Origin of the sequence: Aliikangiella coralliicola (assembly GCF_007004725.1) — a bacterium.
Classification (GTDB): domain Bacteria; phylum Pseudomonadota; class Gammaproteobacteria; order Enterobacterales; family Kangiellaceae; genus Aliikangiella; species Aliikangiella coralliicola.
This window is the reverse complement of record NZ_ML660167.1, coordinates 362,937-382,165: the sequence shown is the minus strand read 5'-3', so window position 1 is coordinate 382,165 and position 19,229 is coordinate 362,937. Positions and strand designations below refer to the sequence as shown.

10 protein-coding genes are annotated in these 19,229 nt (G+C 41.0%); all 10 read left to right on the top strand.

The window, feature by feature from the left end:
- The first annotated feature begins 66 nt into the window (after positions 1-66).
- The 10 genes from FLL46_RS18975 (at position 67) to FLL46_RS18930 (ending at position 19,175) form a co-directional block, all read left to right on the top strand.
- Entirely contained in the window at positions 67-1,044 is a 978-nt protein-coding gene (locus FLL46_RS18975; protein ID WP_142932914.1) for an L-tyrosine/L-tryptophan isonitrile synthase family protein, read from the top strand.
- Positions 1,041-1,841 (top strand): TauD/TfdA dioxygenase family protein, encoded by an 801-nt coding sequence (locus FLL46_RS18970; protein WP_142932913.1) that lies wholly within the window; start codon positions 1,041-1,043, stop codon positions 1,839-1,841. The genes FLL46_RS18975 and FLL46_RS18970 overlap by 4 nt, the downstream gene beginning before the upstream one ends.
- A 144-nt stretch (positions 1,842-1,985) precedes the next feature.
- The gene (locus FLL46_RS18965) at positions 1,986-2,759 is read left to right on the top strand and encodes a phosphoglycolate phosphatase (protein WP_246119354.1); all 774 of its coding nucleotides are present in this window, start codon (positions 1,986-1,988) and stop codon (positions 2,757-2,759) included.
- Between the two features lie 185 nt (positions 2,760-2,944).
- On the top strand, positions 2,945-3,184 hold the full coding sequence (locus FLL46_RS18960) for an acyl carrier protein (protein ID WP_142932912.1): 240 nt from the start codon (positions 2,945-2,947) through the stop codon (positions 3,182-3,184).
- Positions 3,171-4,451 carry a beta-ketoacyl synthase N-terminal-like domain-containing protein gene (locus FLL46_RS18955; RefSeq protein WP_142932911.1) on the top strand — a complete coding sequence of 427 codons (1,281 nt, stop codon included), beginning with the start codon at positions 3,171-3,173 and terminating at the stop codon, positions 4,449-4,451. The genes FLL46_RS18960 and FLL46_RS18955 overlap by 14 nt, the downstream gene beginning before the upstream one ends.
- Before the next feature lie 147 nt (positions 4,452-4,598).
- A complete protein-coding gene (fabD, locus tag FLL46_RS18950) occupies positions 4,599-5,798 on the top strand; it encodes an ACP S-malonyltransferase (protein WP_142932910.1) in 1,200 nt (399 codons plus the stop codon).
- A gap of 46 nt (positions 5,799-5,844) precedes the next feature.
- On the top strand, positions 5,845-6,816 hold the full coding sequence (locus FLL46_RS18945) for an acyltransferase domain-containing protein (protein WP_168204238.1): 972 nt from the start codon (positions 5,845-5,847) through the stop codon (positions 6,814-6,816).
- Between the two features lie 1,033 nt (positions 6,817-7,849).
- A complete protein-coding gene (locus FLL46_RS18940) occupies positions 7,850-13,408 on the top strand; it encodes a non-ribosomal peptide synthetase (RefSeq protein ID WP_142932908.1) in 5,559 nt (1,852 codons plus the stop codon).
- Entirely contained in the window at positions 13,405-17,694 is a 4,290-nt protein-coding gene (locus FLL46_RS18935) for a non-ribosomal peptide synthetase (protein ID WP_142932907.1), read from the top strand. Before FLL46_RS18940 ends, FLL46_RS18935 begins: the two co-directional genes overlap by 4 nt.
- 155 nt (positions 17,695-17,849) lie before the next feature.
- The gene (locus FLL46_RS18930; protein ID WP_142932906.1) at positions 17,850-19,175 is read left to right on the top strand and encodes an MATE family efflux transporter; all 1,326 of its coding nucleotides are present in this window, start codon (positions 17,850-17,852) and stop codon (positions 19,173-19,175) included.
- Positions 19,176-19,229: the final 54 nt, after the last annotated feature.

Genomic DNA, 19,229 nt, shown 5'->3' with positions numbered 1-19,229 from the left:
ATTATTATTAGATGGAATGATTGAGGATAATCGATAGTTGTCACTTAATTGCTAAGGAAAATATTTATGAATTCAAAATTAACGACTGCGGAAAAATTGCAACCAGCTTATGAGATCGCCACTCGGATAATTGAACTTATCTTTGCGCGGCGACGGTTGCTAAAGGAACAAGAAGACGTTGAATTTGCAAAGCAAATAGCACCACATATCGATAAAGTTATTAATTATGTTGAACAAAACAAACCAATTGAAATGATACTGCCTGCATTTCCGGGTAAGTCTCCAAATCGCAGTAAGACGCTCAGTCATTTACCTGACTATGGTGAATTTTCGGCGATGAGGAATTTGGTTGAGTTGTGCCGGGAAATCGAGGCGATTTACGAGCCTGGTGCAAAAATTATTATTTGTTCTGACGGACGAGTGTTTGCCGATATTATTTACGTACCAGATGAACATATTAGCGAGTACGCTAAAGGGATCCGCGCTTATGCAGAAAAACATCTGTCTGAGCACATCTCTTTTTACAATCTTGAAGATGTTTACGACAGGTTTGAAGACTACTCTTCGTTACGTGAGGAATTGATGATTAGTTATGGTGAACCATTAACTTCTTTGCGCAAACGCATCAAAGAACAGCGGGAAGCGTCTACGATGTACAAAGGGATCACCAAGTTCATGTTTGAAGATTATCAAGGGGTAGAGGAATTTAGTAACCATAGCCGAACAGCCATACAGCGAAAAGCTAGAGTTGCTGCTTATCGAGTTATTCAACGTAGTAACGCCTGGGGACGATTATTGAAAAAAGAATTTCCCAATAGTTTGCGATTATCGATACACCCGCAATATCTGGTCTCGGAGAAAATTGGTATTTCCATGATCGGTGAAAACGACGTTTGGACAACTCCCTGGCACTCGGTTGTTGTTAAAGATAAGGGTAAAGAATCATTGCTGCCACGCGCGGAAGCAGAAAAACTGGATTGTGCTTTAGTTTATATTGATGGCCAACCGAGTTATTTTGAAAGATTACCTGGGAGAATATCTTGAGTTTAGCTACAGAAAATTTTATCCCAGAGACTCCTTTCGGTATGGTACTAGAGGCTGACAACGGAGATTCGCTTTTTGATCTCGATAAGAACGAGTTGCAAAAGCTAATACTCGACGAAAGTTTTATCATATTACGAGGTTTTGAGGCATTATCAAATGAAAAAATGTGTGACTTTGCGCGACAGTTCGGCGAGCTGCTCAAGTGGGATTTTGGTTACGTACTTGAGTTACAACTAAAACAAAACCCGCAAAATCACATATTCAGTGAAGGAAGAGTCGAGTTACACTGGGACGGGGCCTTCGCTTCAGTTGAGCCGCGTTTTAATTTTTTTCAGTGTTTAGATGGCAGCGCAGAAACTGGCGGAGGGGAGACCACTTTTTTAAATACCGTTAAGTTTCTCGACTCTTTGCCGCAAGATAGTCTGGACATGATAAAAGACATTGTAATTAGCTACCAGGCAGATAAAAAAGCGCACTATGGAGGTTCAATTGAAACGCCTTTAGTTAGCAAGCATCCAGTAACTGGAAAACTAAGGATGCAGTTTATCGAGCCATTTAACGAGGATAATGCCGACGTTAATCCCGTGGTTACGGCAATTAAAGGCTTTGAAGATGAGCAAAATGATCGACTGTTAAAACAAATCATTGATTGGTGTTACCAGTCGCGATATTTTTATGATCACCGTTGGCAGAAAGGTGATTATGTAATGGTCGACAATAATGCGTTACTGCATGGCAGAAGACGTTTTCAAGGAACAGGTTTGACGCGATCACTAAAGAGAATTCATATCATTTAGAGATTGCGGAATGGCTCGTTAACTAAAGAAAATTTGCCAATAACCAGACTTTCGCCAATGCCCTGATTAATGAAAAGCTGCGAAGTCGCTGGAAATTAAATACTTAGTATAGGTTGTTGGCAAGTTTTCAAAAGGATAAATCAATTGAAGTTGAGTAATAATGAAATCGAATTTTCCGAGGAAGCACAGAGAATGGTTACGCCTGAAAGCTCGGAAAAGAGAGTCGCTTTTAAGGATAAAGTCGCTTTTAAGGGTAAAAAAGTACTACTGTTCGACCTGGACGGAACCTTAATTGATAGCGCGCCCGACTTGGCGTTGGCTGCCAATTTGATGTTGGCTGAATTACAAATGCCAGAGTTTTCACAAGAGGTTGTTCGCAGCTGGGTTGGTAACGGCGCAAAAACACTGGTTCAAAGAGCATTGTCCGGCTCGATTGAAATTTCTCCCGAGCTGGATGCGGGATATGTTGATAGGGCGTTAGAACGTTTTCTACAGTTTTATCAGGCAAATGTTTGCAATGAGACACAATTGTATGAAGGCGTGCGAGAAACATTGCAGAGGTTAAAAGACAGAGGCTATAAGTTAACGATTGTTACCAATAAGCCTGAACAGTTTGTTACACCAATACTCAAGAGTTTCAAGCTGAACGAAATATTTGAATTGGTTGTTGCTGGTGATACGCTTGCTAAAAAGAAACCAGATCCTGCGCAGTTAAACTACGTTTGTCAGCAATTGTCTGTTAGCGTGCAACAATGTTTGATGATTGGTGATTCGAAAAATGATATCCTTGCAGCGAAAGCTATAAGTATGGAAAGTATCGGTCTAACTTATGGCTATAACTACGGCGAATCAATTTCAATTTTTCAACCAGAAATTGCGCTCGATCATTTTTCGAATATCCTTGATGTACTGAGTTAGAATCTCGGTGCTCAATAACTAATTGTAGGTTGGGTTGTAAAACCCAACATTGGTGTTAAAGCCTACCAGTGGTGTTGGGTTGTAAAATCCAACCTACTTGTAAAACAATTTAGCGAAACTACCTCAGAGGAAGTTCGTTCGCGATAAACAGAATGCAAATTATAAATATCAGGAGTTAGCATATTATGAATAAAGAAGACATTTTTGAAATTATTACTAACCACGCGAAAGAAGTTATTCCGAAGTTACAAGATCATCCGTTTAAATATGACGATGCATTGAAAGATCTGGGAGCGAATTCAATCGATCGGTCAGAAATTGTTATGATGACTTTAGAATCTCTATCGTTAAACATTCCGTTAATTGTAATTGCCAGAGCCGAAAATATTGGTGAGTTAGCTGACATCATTCATGAAAAATTATAATCAACAAGAAATCGTTATATCGGGAGTCGGTGTTACTTCAGCAATCGGACAAGGGAAGTCTGCTTTTAGCGCCGCGTTGCTGGAAGGCCAACATAAATTTAATGTAATGCAACGTCCCGGTCGCCAGGCTAAGTTGTCATCTACTGAGGAGCCGGTTGCTCCATCATCAACGAATGATGAGCAAACGACCGCTTTTCTCGGCGCTGAAATTGAATCATTGTTAATTCCTGAGTCTATTCCAAAAAGCTTGCTACGAACCGCTTCGCTGTCAGCGCAAGTTGCATTAACGTCGTTAGATGAAGCTTGGAACGAAGCGAAGTTAAATGAAGTTCCTCCTGACCGAATTGGTTTGATTGTCGGCGGTTCTAATTTTCAACAACGCGAATTGAGCCAAACCCATCAGACTTATCACAACCGAACAGAATTTCTACGACCGACCTATGCCATGTCATACATGGATAGTGATTTATGTGGACTCTGCACCGAAATATTTGGAATAAGAGGGTTTGCTTTCACATTAGGCGGCGCTTCCGCCAGTGGACAGGTCAGTGTGGTGCAAGCGGTTGAGGCAGTCAAGTCTGGACAAGTTGACGTTTGTATTGCGATTGGCGCGCTTATGGATCTCTCGTATTGGGAATGTCAGGGCTTTCGCACTTTAGGCGCAATGGGATCAGACAGATTTGCCAATGAACCCGCGTTGGCGGCTCGTCCTTTTGACCAAGACCGCGATGGATTTATTTTTGGTGAATCTTGTGGTGTGGTTGTAATAGAAAGTATTGATTCGGCAACAAAGCGAGACATCAACCCTTATGCACGACTGGCGGGTACAGCCATGGGAATGGATGGAAACAGAAATCCCAACCCTTCCTTTGAAGGTGAAGTAAATGCGATCAAAAAAGCACTAGAGCAAGCGCAGCTATCACCCGGGGAAATTGACTATATCAATCCCCATGGAACGGGTTCGACCATCGGTGATGAAACCGAGCTTAAAGCAATCCGTCACTGTGAGTTAAATCATGCATATCTTAATGCAACCAAATCGATTATCGGTCATGGTTTGAGTGCCGCTGGAACTGTCGAAATCATTGCAACGCTAATGCAAATGAAAGCGGGGAAACTTCACCCCACGAGAAATTTAGATAACCCGATTGAGGAAACCTACAACTGGGTGAAGCAACCAGGGACCAAACACAATATTAAAAATGCAATTAACTTAAGTATGGGCTTCGGTGGTGTAAATACGGCAGTTTGTTTACAGAATATTTAGGTGTTGATCACTTGATTAATACTGCTGTGGTAATGGGCTTGTCGAGTCAGTAAGTTATTTAGAGTTTACAAATCGTGGGCTAGTAAAAACAGCTCGCGCCGGCGAAAAGATTAATAACAAATATTATATTTCTAGTAGGAGATACTTATGAAAACCTATATGTTTCCAGGCCAAGGTTCCCAATCTAAAGGAATGGGCGGAACATTATTTGATGAATTTAAAGAGTTAACTGAGAAGGCCGACAAAATTTTAGGTTATTCAATTAAAGAACTTTGTCTTGAAAACCCTAAGAGAGAGTTGAATAAAACGCAATTTACTCAACCTGCGTTATATGTGGTTAATGCGCTTTCTTATTATAAAAAAATCAAAGAAGTCGGTAAAAAGCCTGACTTTGTTGTCGGGCACAGCCTGGGCGAGTTTAATGCGCTGCTAGCAGCAGAATGCTTTGATTTTGAAGCTGGATTAAAATTAGTGAAAAAGCGTGGCGAACTGATGAGTCAGGCCACTGATGGCGGCATGGCAGCTATTCTTAATGCGACAAAAGAGCAGATAGAAGAAATCTTAAAGACAAATGGTTTAAACAATATTGATTTAGCCAATTATAATACGCCGTCGCAAATTGTTATCTCCGGTCCAATTGAAGAAATAGGTAGCGCGGAACAATTTTTTCAGCAAGGAGAGATACTTTACTACCCGTTAAATACCAGTGGTGCATTCCACTCCCGTTTTATGGAGCCGTCGAAGGAAAAGTTTAAAACTTACTTGAAGAAGTTTAAGTTTTCGGACTTAAAAATACCTGTCATATCGAACGTCACTGCTCAACCCTACAAAAAAGCTGATGTACTCGAAAACTTATCCAGTCAGATGGCAAGTGGTGTCAGGTGGTCTGAGAGCATTCAATATCTGATGGAACAAAAAAGTAAAGACGAGATGGATTTTGAAGAAGTTGGTCATGGTGATGTGCTAACAAAAATTGTCGCAACCATCAAAAGGGAAGTCGCGAGTATTTCCCAACAATCTTCGTCAAAAGAAGCTGTCGCCAAGAGCGCTAAGGAAACAGCGAATACAAAGCAAGCTGACGATAAAAAGTCTGCGAGTAGCCCAACAAAAACGGCGCCAAAAAATAACCAGCCGATCGAAGTTCCTAAAGCTTTTCTAGAGGCTGAAGCGAAAGTTGAAGCCTGGAATAAAAAGCATCCTGTAGGTACCAAAGTAAAATCGACCGTTATGGACTACGATAGCCTTGAGACAAGAACTGAAGCCGTGGTTTTATTTGGACATAGAGCTGCAGTCTATATGAAAGACTACAATGGCTATTTTGATTTAAACGAAATTACTCCGGCGTAATATTAGTTACGTAATATTAGTTAATAGCAATATGAATAGATCGACAATGAACAGAGCAATCGTTTTTATGTTCTCAGGCCAGGGCTCTCAGTATTACCACATGGGGAAAGAGCTGTATGAAAACCATCCACGATTCAAGTTGTGGATGGATCATTGCGATCAGATCGCACGCCCTTTGCTGCAAGAATCTTTGATCGATATCCTCTATCGTCAACACAGCAAGAGTGAGCCTTTTGATCGTCTTGTTCACACCAACCCGGCCTTGCTGTGTCTTGAATTCAGTTTGTCAAAAATCTTAATGGAGATGGATATCCAACCTGACTATGTTTTAGGTTATAGTTTGGGAGAGATTATTGCCTCAGTAGTTTCTGGTGCGCTATCGTTATCAGAGGGGATTGAATTAGTTATCGAGTTTGCCGAAATTTTTGAAAGAGACGCTAATCCAGCCGCGATGTTGGCGGTTATTGATTCTGTAAATATCATTGAAAAATATCCGCAAATTTTCCGAGACTGTTGGTTAGCCGGAAAGAACTTTCAATCTAGCTTTGTGGTGAGCGGTTCGACCGAAGATATTCAAAATCTACAATCGGAGCTGGACAAAAAGCAGATAATGTCGCAAAAACTGCCGGTAAACTACGCTTTTCATACTCAGCTAGTGGCACCTCATGAGCAAAAATTCAAACAGCTGGGTGCCGACTTTAATTTTACGCCGAGTAGAATACCAATAATTTCCTCACTAAAGTCGGAACAAATCGAGCATATTGATGAATCTCATTTCTGGGAAGTTTTGAGAAAGCCGGTTGAGTTTGAACAAACTATTCGAAATATGGTTGATAGAGATGACTATATCTTTATCGACCTTGGCCCTAGTGGAACTTTGGCGACCTTTGTTAAGTATATCCTTCCTGCCAATTCCAATTCTGTTACCTTCGAAACAATTAATCAGTATGGAAAAAACTTGAGCTCTCTGGAAAAGTTAAAAGCTAGTATGCCAGTTGTCGATTGCGAACCTGCTTAGCGGCTTTTCACTAGTTGTCTAAATAAACTTATTTCTTTTTTACTATCTATTTAAGTCACTATTTTCTGTTGGTGGCTTATAACCGAACTAACCTGAGTTCTCGCCTAGAATTCAGGTTAATTCAACGTGGCTTTTTGTCAACCTGTTCTCTAAATAAATGTCCGCAAAAACTATCCAGGTAAGGAGTTCTAAAATCCTGACTCGCTTCTCTCTAGTTTACACAATCATTCCTTAATTTTACTATCTCGTTTTCAATGGATGAAAAGTCAAAGCGTAGTATTTTCAAGCCTGAAATCTGGGCAATAAAATAACCAACAAAAATAATTTAGTAGATGTTTTTTCAATCAGCAATAAACACAAAGTATAAATAAAATATTTAATAACATTGAAAAAATAACGAAAAGCTTTAAATATCTCAAATAATTCTATTTGTTATTTTGAATGGAGATATTTTGCTGTTAAAGTACCAAAAAGGACACTTCTTAAAGCCAAGACGGCGAGTGTTAATTATCAAAAAATATGAATGACTACCTCTAAATATCAAAATGGCGCAAGCGTTTTGTTTTCGGGTTTTGTATGTTCATTGTGCACTTTTGATAAGCGTTCAATTATTTATAAGTTACACCGTTGAAAGTACAATGGGAAAATGCTTTTACAAAAAAGTTTGCCGCAGCTGTGAGGCAAAGGGTGTCCTTTACTTGAAGGTAAGGAGGGGCATTATAGAACAACATAAACAACACTAAAGTAGTTTGCAAATAACTGTGCTCACTGTCTGACTAAAACATTCTAGGTCAGACGAGCGAATATTCAATTAATGACAAATTAAAACTGGAGGGAGGTTAAATAAGAGGAAGTTAAATGTTGCACATCGACCGTGTGTTACAAATGAAATTAAGAAAATAAAACAAAGAAAATAAATAACATGGAATAAAAATTATATAAGGAAAGTGTGAAATATAAAGCCAATAAAAATTACAAGAATAAAATATAAACAAAGTTCGCATAAAAAATCCTAACAAGGGGGTGAATCATTATGCAGACCATGGAGCAGATAGACGTAGTAGATGAAGTTATAAGAATTGTTGAATTAATATTGAAAATACCAGCAGGTGTTTTAGAGATTAATTCGGAATTTAAGAATCTGGATTTTAATTCAGCCAATAAGGTGAAATTAAGAGAATGTATTGAGAGAAAGTTTAATATCTCAATAAGCCAGGAACAGTTATTAAATCATAATACAGTAGATTCGCTAGTTAAGATGATTAGTCGTCACTTAGCGAATAGTGTTCAGTTATCATTGGAGGATCAGGCTCAGAGAATAGTCACTGAGTTTAATCAAACCCAAACAAACTACCCAAAAAATCAATGCATTCATCATTTGTTTGCAGCGCAGGTCAAGCGAACACCTGATAAAGTCGCGGTTGTTTTTGGGCAACAACAGCTCACTTATCAGCAGCTTTATGAGCGAAGTTCTACACTAGCATTGTATTTACAACAACAAGGTGTCAGGCCCGATAGTCTGGTTGGTTTGTGTGTTGAACGCTCGCTGGATATGCTGGTGGGAATTTTCGGTATCCTGCAAGCAGGCGCAGCTTATGTGCCTTTAGATCCCGATTATCCTGATGACCGGCTGGCCTACATGATACAGGACAGTCAGGCCGATATTGTGTTGACTCAGGAAAAATTACAGTGCAAGTTGAGTGCTTTTGTTAAGCAAAATACTCGCTTGATTAATCTCGACCAACAATGGCTAGAGATCACTCGTCGCGTTTCTGAATTAAAAAAGAACCAGGTCGAATTACAACATTTAGTTCGCCCCAATCATTTAGCTTACGTGATTTATACTTCAGGCTCCACCGGTCAGCCGAAAGGCGTCATGATCGAACATCAAAGCCTGGTTAATCACAATTGTTATGCTGCGGAAAAATACCAAATCAATGAAGCTGATAAGCAGATCCAGTTCTCAGGTATTAGCTTTGATTTATTTGTGGAAGAAGTGTTTGTGGTATTAAATCGTGGTGCACAGCTGATTTTGGCGCACAAAGATCAGCTGTTAACACTGGACTACTTTAAAGCCTTAATCGAAGAACATCGGGTTACGGTATTAAACTTACCGACTGCGTTTTTCCATCAGCTAGTGGTAGAGAACGTCGATTTAAGTGGTGTTAAAACCATTATTATTGGCGGTGAGAAACTTGATTATTCGAAAGCCTGTGAGTTCGTACAGCGTTATCCTGAAATTCGTTTACACAATACTTATGGACCGACGGAAACTACGATAATCAGTAGTGCTATTACCGTTACGCAAAAGTTAATTGAGTCGCTGAACGAAGACAAACCGGTAGAGTCTTCGCAAAATATTCCTATTGGTAAACCGATAGCGAATACGCAAATTTATATCCTCGATCAAAATAATAATCCGCAACCAGTTGGTGTCCCAGGTGAACTTCATATTGCCGGAGACGGTCTGGCACGTGGTTACCTGAACCGGCCTGATTTAACTAACGAGAAGTTTGTGGTTGACCCTTTCAAGTCGGCTTTAAGCTCTTCAGAATTAACAGGTCAACAAGCCCGAATGTACAAAAGCGGCGACCTGGCGAGATGGTTGGAAAACGGCACTATCGAATACCTGGGGAGAATCGACACGCAGGTCAAAATTCGCGGTTTTCGAGTTGAGATGGGGGAGATTGAAGCCGAGTTAAATCAACACCCGTTAGTTAAAGATAGCGTGGTTGTGGCGCAGAAGGATCCTGTCGGTCAAAGGCTTATTGGTTTTTATGTTTCTGAAAATTCCGAAGACGGAAATAATACCGATAGTTCTAGCACCCAGAACGAAGAACTTAGAGATTACTTAAAGCAGGCATTGCCGGAGTATATGCTACCGTCGGCGTTGGTGAATTTGAAAAAAATACCGCTAACGCCTAACGGTAAAGTTGATCGTCGCGCATTGGAAAACACAAAAGTGGCTATTCGAACCAGCCATATTCACATCGCTCCGCGTAATGATATCGAACGACAGTTGGTTGAGTTTTGGTCGAATATTTTAAATATTCAGCCTGAAAAAATTGGTGTGAATGATAGTTTCTTTGAGCTGGGTGGACACTCGCTTTTGGCCACCCAATTGATTTCGCGAATACGTCAACACTTTTCAGTTGATATATCCCAGGCAAACTTGTTTGAACAGCGTTGCATTAGTAATCTGGCTGTTTTAATCGACAACAAAGAACAAAGTAAAGTTCCAGCAATAAAGCCCGTCAATCGGTCTGCATTAACTCTACTTCCGTTAAGTTTCGCGCAAGGACGACTATGGTTTATTGATCAATTGGAACCGGGTAATGTCAATTATAATATTCCGACTGCATTAGTGATTAAAGGCAAGTTGGATGTTAAATATCTTTCGCAGGCATTCGATAAAGTCATAGCTCGCCATGATAATTTGCGCACTGTTTTTCCGAGTAAAAGTGGTCAGGCTCATCAATTAATTTTAGATTGTAGAGACTTCAATAAAAAATTTAAACTGGAACTCTCCGATCTTTGTGGGGAAAATGATCTGGCTGACCGTGAATCACTGGCCAGGCAAATTTGTCAAGCTGAAGCGAATAAACCATTTGATTTGGCAACCGGGCCGCTGATCAGAGCCAGAGTGATCAAAGTTAATCAGCAAAAACATATTTTAATGATCAATATGCATCACATCATTGGCGATGATTGGTCACTCGGAATTTTATTGAAAGAACTATTTTCGGCGTTAAAAGGGATCGCTCATAACCAACCGGTCGAATTACCGCCACTGCCTATTCAATACCTGGACTACAGTGTATGGCAAAGAAAATGGTTGGAACAAGCGGGCGTGTTAGAGCAACAATTAACTTATTGGAACACAAAGCTTTCCGGTGTTCCTGAGTGTTTAAACTTAGCAACAGATTACCCAAGGCCTACCGAACAAAACTTTGCTGGGTCTTCTCAGACATTTGTATTGGATAGTCAAGTGTCGAAACAACTCAAGCAACTAGCCGAAAAACAAAATGCAACTCTCTATATGACGCTGCTTGCAGTATTTAAAGTTTTGCTTTTTCGCTATACGGGCCAACAAGATATCTGCGTTGGTAGTCCGATTGCAAATCGGCAATTCGGTGAAACCGAAGATCTCATCGGTATGTTTGTTAACACCCTGGCGTTAAGAAGTGAGTTGGATGGTGAAGATACTTTTGCTGCATTTTTATCAACTGTTAAAACGACTTGCCTTGAAGCGTATGAAAATCAAGACACACCATTTGAAAAAATTGTGGAACGAGTGCAACCAAATCGGAACATGGCGATAAGTCCTTTATTCCAAGTGATGCTAGTCTTACAGAATGCGATTTCTTATGAGGAAAACAACCGAACAGAACCTTTTCCTTTAACGAAAAATACTAGCCTCTTTGATATCTCCTTCGAATTTACAGAGTCCGCCAATGGAATAAATGGCTCTGTTGAATACTCTACAGCCCTGTATAAACCACAGACAATCGAACGAATGATCAAGCATTTTATTGCGTTGTGTCGAGCTGTTACTGTTCAACCTAATTTGAAAATTAATGAACTGAGTTTTGTCGAAGAGTTAGAAAAACATCAGTTATTAACTGAAAACAATCGAACCCTGACTGACTATCCAAAAAATCAATGTATTCATCATTTGTTTGCAGCGCAGGTCAAGCGAACACCTGATAAAGTAGCAGCTGTTTTTGGCGAGGAGCAGATAACTTATCAACAACTTTTTGATCGAAGTTCTACACTAGCATTGTATTTACAACAACAAGGTGTCAGGCCCGATAGTCTGGTTGGTTTGTGTGTTGAACGCTCGTTGGATATGCTGGTGGGAATTTTCGGTATCCTGCAGGCAGGCGCGGCTTATGTACCTTTAGATCCCGATTATCCTGATGACCGGCTGGCCTACATGATACAGGACAGTCGGGCCGACATTGTGCTGACTCAGGAAAAATTACAGCGCAAGTTGAATGCTTTTGTTAAGCAAAATACTCACTTGATTAACCTCGACCAACAATGGCCTGAGATTACTCATCGCGTTTCTGAATTAAAAAAGAGCCAGGTCGAATTACAACATTTAGTTCGACCGAATCATTTAGCTTACGTGATTTATACCTCAGGTTCCACCGGCCAGCCGAAAGGCGTCATGATCGAACATCAAAGTCTGGTTAATCACAATTGTTATGCGGCGGAAAAATACCAAATCAATGAAGCGGATAAGCAGATCCAGTTCTCAAGTATTAGCTTTGACTTATTTGTTGAAGAAGTGTTTGTGGTATTAAATCGTGGTGCACAGCTGATTTTAGCGCACAAAGATGAGCTATTAACGCTGGACTATTTTAAAGCTTTAATCGAAGAACACCGGGTTACGGTATTAAATTTACCGACTGCTTTTTTCCATCAGTTAGTGGTAGAAGATGTTGATTTAGGAGGTGTTAAAACCATTATTATTGGCGGTGAGAAACTCGATTATTCGAAAGCCTGCGAGTTTGTGCGGCGCTATCCCCAGATCTGTTTACACAATACTTATGGACCGACGGAAACCACGATAATCAGTAGCGCTATTACAGTTACGCAAAAGTTGATTGAGTCGCTGAACGAAGACAAAACGGTAGAGTCTTCGCAAAATATTCCTATTGGTAAACCAATTGCGAATACGCAAATTTATATCCTCGATCAAAATAATAATCCGCAACCAGTGGGCGTTCCAGGTGAACTTCATATTGCCGGAGACGGTCTAGCACGTGGTTACCTGAATCGGCCTGATTTAACTAACGAGAAGTTTGTGGTTGACCCTTTCAAGTCAGCTTTAAGCGCTTCAGAATTGACGGGTCAACAAGCCCGCATGTACAAAAGTGGCGACCTGGCGAGATGGTTGGAAAACGGCACTATCGAATACCTGGGCAGAATCGACACGCAGGTCAAAATTCGTGGCTTTCGAGTTGAGATGGGGGAGATAGAGACGGAGTTGAATCAACACCCGTCGGTAAAAGATAGCGTGGTTGTGGCGCAAAAGGATTCTATCGGTCAAAGGCTTATTGGTTTTTATGTGCCTGAAAATTCCGAGGATGGGAATAGCGCTGACAATTTTAACAGCCTGAATGGAAAGCTTAGAGAGTATTTAAAACAGGCGTTGCCAGAATACATGTTACCGGCGGCGTTAGTGAATTTGAAAGAAATACCGCTAACACCAAATGGGAAGGTTGATCGCCGTGCATTGGAACTTTGGGAGGTGAATATTGAATCAAGCCAGAGCTATCTGGCATCACGCAATCAGACTGAAAAAGAACTAGTATCGATCTGGTCGAAATTATTAAACAGAGAAGCGGAAAAAATTGGAGTTAACGATAACTTTTTTGAACTTGGTGGACATTCGCTGTTGGCGACTCAACTCGTCTCCAAAATCCGAAGTCAACTGAAAATTGATTTGCCGTTAAAAGCTGTTTTTAGTGCACATACTGTTGCTGGAATTGCTGAGGCTATTAATGCCATCCAATATCAGCACAAGGAAACTTTAGACACAGACAATCAATTTAACACCGAATTTGAAGAGGGCTCGTTATGACCGTTTACACACTGATCAATCAATTAGGCGCCAAGAAAATTAAACTTTGGCAAGAAGATGGACAATTAAAATTTAAAGCACCAAAAGGTGCGATTACTGATGATATTCGCCAACAATTAATCGATAATAAAAGTGATATCATCGCTTTTTTACGGCAAGTGTCGCCGAACAATAAAATCCCACCGATAGTTCCAATTAATCGCGATGATTATGAGCAATTTCCTCTCAGCTTTGCTCAGGAAAGGCTCTGGTTTATCAATCAACTCGACCCAGATAGTGCGAGCTACAACTCACCAGTAGCGGCAACCATCAACGGCGATTTTAATATCGACCACCTGCAACAGACTTTGGATATGATTATTGCCCGGCACGATAATTTACGCACCGTTTTTCCCAGTCATGAAGGTCAAGCTCAGCAGTTGATTCTGGATAGTATTGATTTTAATTTAGATGTTATCGATCTCAGCCACTATCAAGACCAAACTGCAAAAGACGAGAAAGCCAGGCAACTTTGCCGAATTGAAACGGCGACGGCTTTTGACCTGACCACCGGACCGCTGATTCGTGGCAAGGTGATTAAACTAGCCCAACAAAAACATATTTTGATGCTTAACATGCATCATATTATTAGTGACGGCTGGTCAATGGGTGTATTAATGACCGAGCTCTTTCTGATTATGGAAGGCTTAGCACGAGGTCAATCGGTAGAATTGCCACCTTTACCAATTCAGTACGTAGACTATAGCGTATGGCAAAGAGACTGGCTGGAAAAAGGCGGCGTGCTGAAACAACAGTTAGCTTATTGGCAAGACAAATTGTCAGGTGTTCCCGAGTGTTTGGAATTGGCGACTGACTATCCAAGGCCCAGCGTGCAAACGGCTGCCGGTGCAGTGAAAACATTCAAGATTAGTCGAGATTTAACGGAGCGATTAAAATCGTTGGCTGAAAAGCAAGACTGCACGCTTTATATGACTTTGTTGGCTATGTTTAAAGTGCTACTTTATCGCTATACCGGCCAGGAAGATATTTGTGTCGGGGGCGTTATTGCCAATCGTCAATATGGTGAAACAGAAAGCCTGATTGGCATGTTTATTAATTCATTAGCCTTAAGAAGTCAGGTGCAGGGGGAGGAAACATTCAACGCTGTTTTAGCGAAAGTAAAAAACACTTGTCTGGAAGCATACGAACACCAGGACACGCCATTTGAAAAGATTGTAGACCTGGTGCAACCACAACGGAATATGGCGATCAACCCGCTATTTCAAGTAATGCTTATCTTGCAGGCTGAACCGACGGAACTGGGCGATCGGGTTCAACTTTATCCACTCGACAGCGATACCAGCGATCTCGATCAAATTGTTGAGTTTACTGAAACACCCCAAGGGTTAGTCGGTGAAATAGAATACAGTACTGAACTGTATAAACCTCAAACTATTGAGCGAATGATCGAACATTTAAGCGCGCTTTGTCAATCGATTACCGACACGCCCGACGAGCCTATTAGAAGTTTGAATTACATGAGCTCTGCTGAAAAGCAAACGCTCTTATTCGACTATAATCAAACTCGTGCGGACTACCCAAAATCGCAATGTATCCATCAGCTGTTTGAAGCTAAAGTGAAACAACAACCCGATCAAGTTGCGGTGATTTTTAACCAGGAAAAATTAACTTATCAGCAGTTGTACGACAAAAGCCAGGCGCTAGCTTTTTACTTACAGGCAAAAGGGGTTACACCCGATACGCTGGTTGGTTTATGTTTGGAAAGATCGCCGAAGATGATTATCGGCATTTTGGGGATTTTGCAAGCTGGTGCTGCTTACTTGCCCCTTGACCCAGATTATCCAGATGAAAGACTGGCTTACATGCTACAGGATAGCCAGGCTAAAATTATTCTCACAGAATCGAAGTTTTTCGATAAATCAAATGAGTCTGCAGCGAATATACAATGGGTTAACCTGGATGAACAATGGTCCGAGATTAACGATTATGCGGCAAGTCAGATTGATAAAAACCAGACTCTTCAACAACAGAGTACACCATCGCATTTGGCTTACGTGATTTATACTTCCGGCTCAACCGGTCAGCCGAAAGGTGTGATGGTAGAACATCGTGCATTGATGAATCGAATTGACTGGATGCAGCAACAATATCATCTGGATAATAATGATGTGGTATTGCAGAAAACACCGTTTAGTTTTGATGTGTCAGTGTGGGAATTTTTATGGCCTGTGATGTCGGGCGCGTCAATTGTATTTGCAAATCCTCAAGGTCATAAAGATGTTAATTATTTATCAGAATTGATCAATGATACGAAAGTAACCACGCTTCATTTTGTGCCATCGATGTTCAATATTTATCTAAATAATGTTAAAAATATTTGTGCTGGTGTCAGGCAGATATTTTGTAGTGGTGAAGCGCTAGACAGTCAACAGGTAAAAAATTACAAAACGAAATTTCCACAAGCAGAACTGCATAATTTATACGGCCCAACTGAAGCTGCAATCGATGTTACTGCTTATGACTGCTCGCAGTTAGAATCATCTACAGTGCCGATCGGTTCCCCAATAGCGAATACTCAAATTTATATTCTCGACCGTCATAACCAGCCGCAACCCCATGGTATGCCGGGAGAACTACACATTGCGGGAGATTGTCTGGCGAGAGGCTATCTTAACCGACCGGAACTCACGTGTGAGAAGTTTGTGCCTAATCCATTTTATGCTAATTCGGTTAACTCAGAATCATTTCCAGTTAATTCGGACTTAGCTAATTCAAACCCAGTTAATTCAGAACCGTTTGAGACCAGCGAACGAATGTACAAAAGTGGCGATCTGGCGAGATGGCTTGATGATGGCACCATCGAATATTTGGGGAGAATAGATACCCAGGTTAAAATTCGAGGATTTCGCATTGAAACCGGCGAAATAGAATCCAGACTTAACCAAAATCCAGCGATCAAAGAGAGTGTGGTGATTGCTCGCGGCAAAGAAGTTAATAAACAGTTGATTGCTTTTTATGTGGCAAAAGAAACTAGCACGGATGAACTTGTTGAACTTGCGGCTGACGATCTTCGAACACATCTGCAACAAGTCTTGCCCGACTATATGGTGCCCACGGCATTTGTCAGCCTTGAGGCAATTCCGTTAACGACTAATGGTAAAGTTAATCGCCGCGCGCTAAATCAGTTAGATGTTAACTTAGCTTCCAAGCAGGCACATGTTGCACCTCGTAACGAAGTTGAGAAGCAACTCGCTAATATCTGGTCAGGGGTACTCAATCTCGATATCGAAAAAATTGGCGTGAACGATAGCTTTTTCGAGCTGGGTGGAAACTCACTACTTGCGGTGCAGTTAATGGCGAAAACTAATTCGCATTTTGAGTTGTCATTTCCCTTGGCGGTTCTTTTTTCGGCCCCCAACATTGCGGGGCTCGCTAACTTGATCCTAAACAAAAATACTTCGGCTTTCGATGTTTTGGTGCCTATCCAAACGCAGGGTGAAAGACCTGCCGTTTTTGCGGTTCCAGGCGCTGACGGGGGAGTACTACCGTTTCATCCGCTTAGCCAGAATTTAGGAGAAGAGCAGCCTTTTTACGGACTGCAATCCGTTGGTCTCGACGGCCAGAAAAAGCCCCTCGATAGTGTTGAAAAAATTGTTAAAGCTAATATTGAGGCAATGAAAACGGTTCAGTCTTCAGGTCCTTATCATTTGATCGGTTATTCCTACGGCGGTGCTGTTGCTTTTGAAATGGCGCGGATATTGTTAGAGCAAGGTGAAACAGTTGCTTCCCTAACTATACTCGATGCAGTCGCTCCGTTAGAAAACAAACATCTGATGGCGGCGGACGAAGTTGTGATGCTTTTCGAAGTTTGTACGACAGTGGCAAGTTTATATGGCGTTAATTCGGCCGTCGATATCGAGCAACTGCGTTTACTTCCAGAGGAGACACGGCAAGAGTATGTGGTAGATGTCTTAAAAAGTTACGGCCTGGATTTGACCGTCGATCAGTTTAATATTTTTTACGGTGTTTTTAAGGCAAATGATCTTGCGTACCGCACTTATCAGGCTGCGGAAATATCGAAAGAGATCGACGTGTCTTTGTTTCGTGCGATTGAAAGTGAGACTGGAAAAAGCGTTGACTCAGATGATTATGGTTGGAACCAGTTACTATCGAATTCGATTCGAGTCGTCGACGTTAATGCGGATCATTTTTCTATGTTAGACAAAGACCACGTCCACGAAATTGCCGAAAAAATAGTACTTTCCGCCGAAAATGGAAATGATTAAAAATAAGCAAAATAAATAACCAAAATAAAAATTTCTTTATGCTGTTGCGACCAGTATTTTGTATAAGTGCTTAACATAAGTGCGTGGCAACAGCTCAAGTGTTTTTCATTTTAGTGGTCATTTCTCATTTATTCACTAAAAAGTAGCAAATAATTATGATTACCCGAAAACGAACAAAAACAATTCTCAATATGGCAATCCCCATAACCATTGGCCTGTTTTCTGACTACATGATGGGATTAATTGACATCGCCATGGTGGGAACATTAGGCGACAACGCGGTCGCTGCAACCGGACTTTCCGGCTTTAGTTTTGAACTTTTTATTGCTTTTGTTATGGGGCTGGCACCAGCTGTACAAGGTATTGTCGCGCGCAGGGAAGGAGAAGGATCTGATGAAGCGAAATGTCTCCCATTAAACGGCGGCATATTCCTGATTTTAACCATTGGTATCCCACTCTCCATTTTATGTTACTGGTTAACACCTTATTATTTTTCAATGATTTCCTCAGACCCGGCAGTTACTAAAGAAGGTATTCCTTATCTTAGGGCATTGCTGACAGGAACTATTGCTTTTGGAATGTGTGCCGTATTCGAAGGTTATTGGACCGGTATTGCGCGAGTAAAAGTTTGTATGATCATTATTCTGCTGATTAACGGCCTGAATATATTCTTAAACTATGTTTTAATTTTCGGAAATTTTGGTGCGCCGGCACTGGGAACTATGGGAGCAGGGATAGCTTCTGCTGCATCGATGTTTACCGGCACTATTATCTATTTCATTGTGACTTTTATTCATTATCAAAAAGAAGGCTTTCTCACAGCGATGCCCAGCTTCAACTTATACAAACGCTTATTAAAGATGGGATTTCCAGCAAGCTTACACGACATTTCCTTCTCTGCTGGCTTTATTGTTTTGTTCTGGATGATTGGGCAATTAGGTACGCAAGAGTTATCAGTGACAACCGTATTGATAAGGGTTACTATCGTCATGTTTTTATTTGCTGAAGCTTTGGGACAAACATCAGCAACTTTGGTTTCCGATGCAATTGGTAAGGGCGATCTGGAAAGGGCCAGTCAGTGTGGTTGGGACGCCGGAAAAATTGGTGTCCTGGTCATTACTTTGCTTGGTGTGCCTATCGTTATCTTTCCAGAAAGTTTCCTGTCATTATTTTTATCAGAACAAGAGACCATTTCGTTAGCGCTTATTCCAATGCAGCTAACAGCACTTACAACGGGAATTGCAAGTTTAGTTTACATTTTTTCAATTACCCTGGTGACCATTGGTGATGGTAGTCGAGTCATGATTGTGTCATTCGGTTTACAATGGTTAATATTTTTACCCGCCGTGTGGATAATCGGTCCTTACCTGGAATATGGTTTTCTGCCGGTGTGGTTAGCCCAAACCACATATAGCCTGCTCGCGGCGCTGGCTATCACGGCGCTTTGGAATAGTGGTCGATGGAAAACAATCGAACTGTGATGCGACAATTGAAATCTTGTGAAGTCGTGATCTCGAATTCAGGTTACTAACTAG

Coding starts and splice junctions, on each gene's coding strand:
- FLL46_RS18975 (WP_142932914.1), top strand. CDS start 67: ATGAATTCAAAATTAACGACTGCGGAAAAATTGCAACCAGCTTATGAG.
- FLL46_RS18960 (WP_142932912.1), top strand. CDS start 2,945: ATGAATAAAGAAGACATTTTTGAAATTATTACTAACCACGCGAAAGAA.
- FLL46_RS18955 (WP_142932911.1), top strand. CDS start 3,171: ATGAAAAATTATAATCAACAAGAAATCGTTATATCGGGAGTCGGTGTT.
- fabD (WP_142932910.1), top strand. CDS start 4,599: ATGAAAACCTATATGTTTCCAGGCCAAGGTTCCCAATCTAAAGGAATG.
- FLL46_RS18945 (WP_168204238.1), top strand. CDS start 5,845: ATGAACAGAGCAATCGTTTTTATGTTCTCAGGCCAGGGCTCTCAGTAT.
- FLL46_RS18940 (WP_142932908.1), top strand. CDS start 7,850: ATGCAGACCATGGAGCAGATAGACGTAGTAGATGAAGTTATAAGAATT.
- FLL46_RS18935 (WP_142932907.1), top strand. CDS start 13,405: ATGACCGTTTACACACTGATCAATCAATTAGGCGCCAAGAAAATTAAA.
- FLL46_RS18930 (WP_142932906.1), top strand. CDS start 17,850: ATGATTACCCGAAAACGAACAAAAACAATTCTCAATATGGCAATCCCC.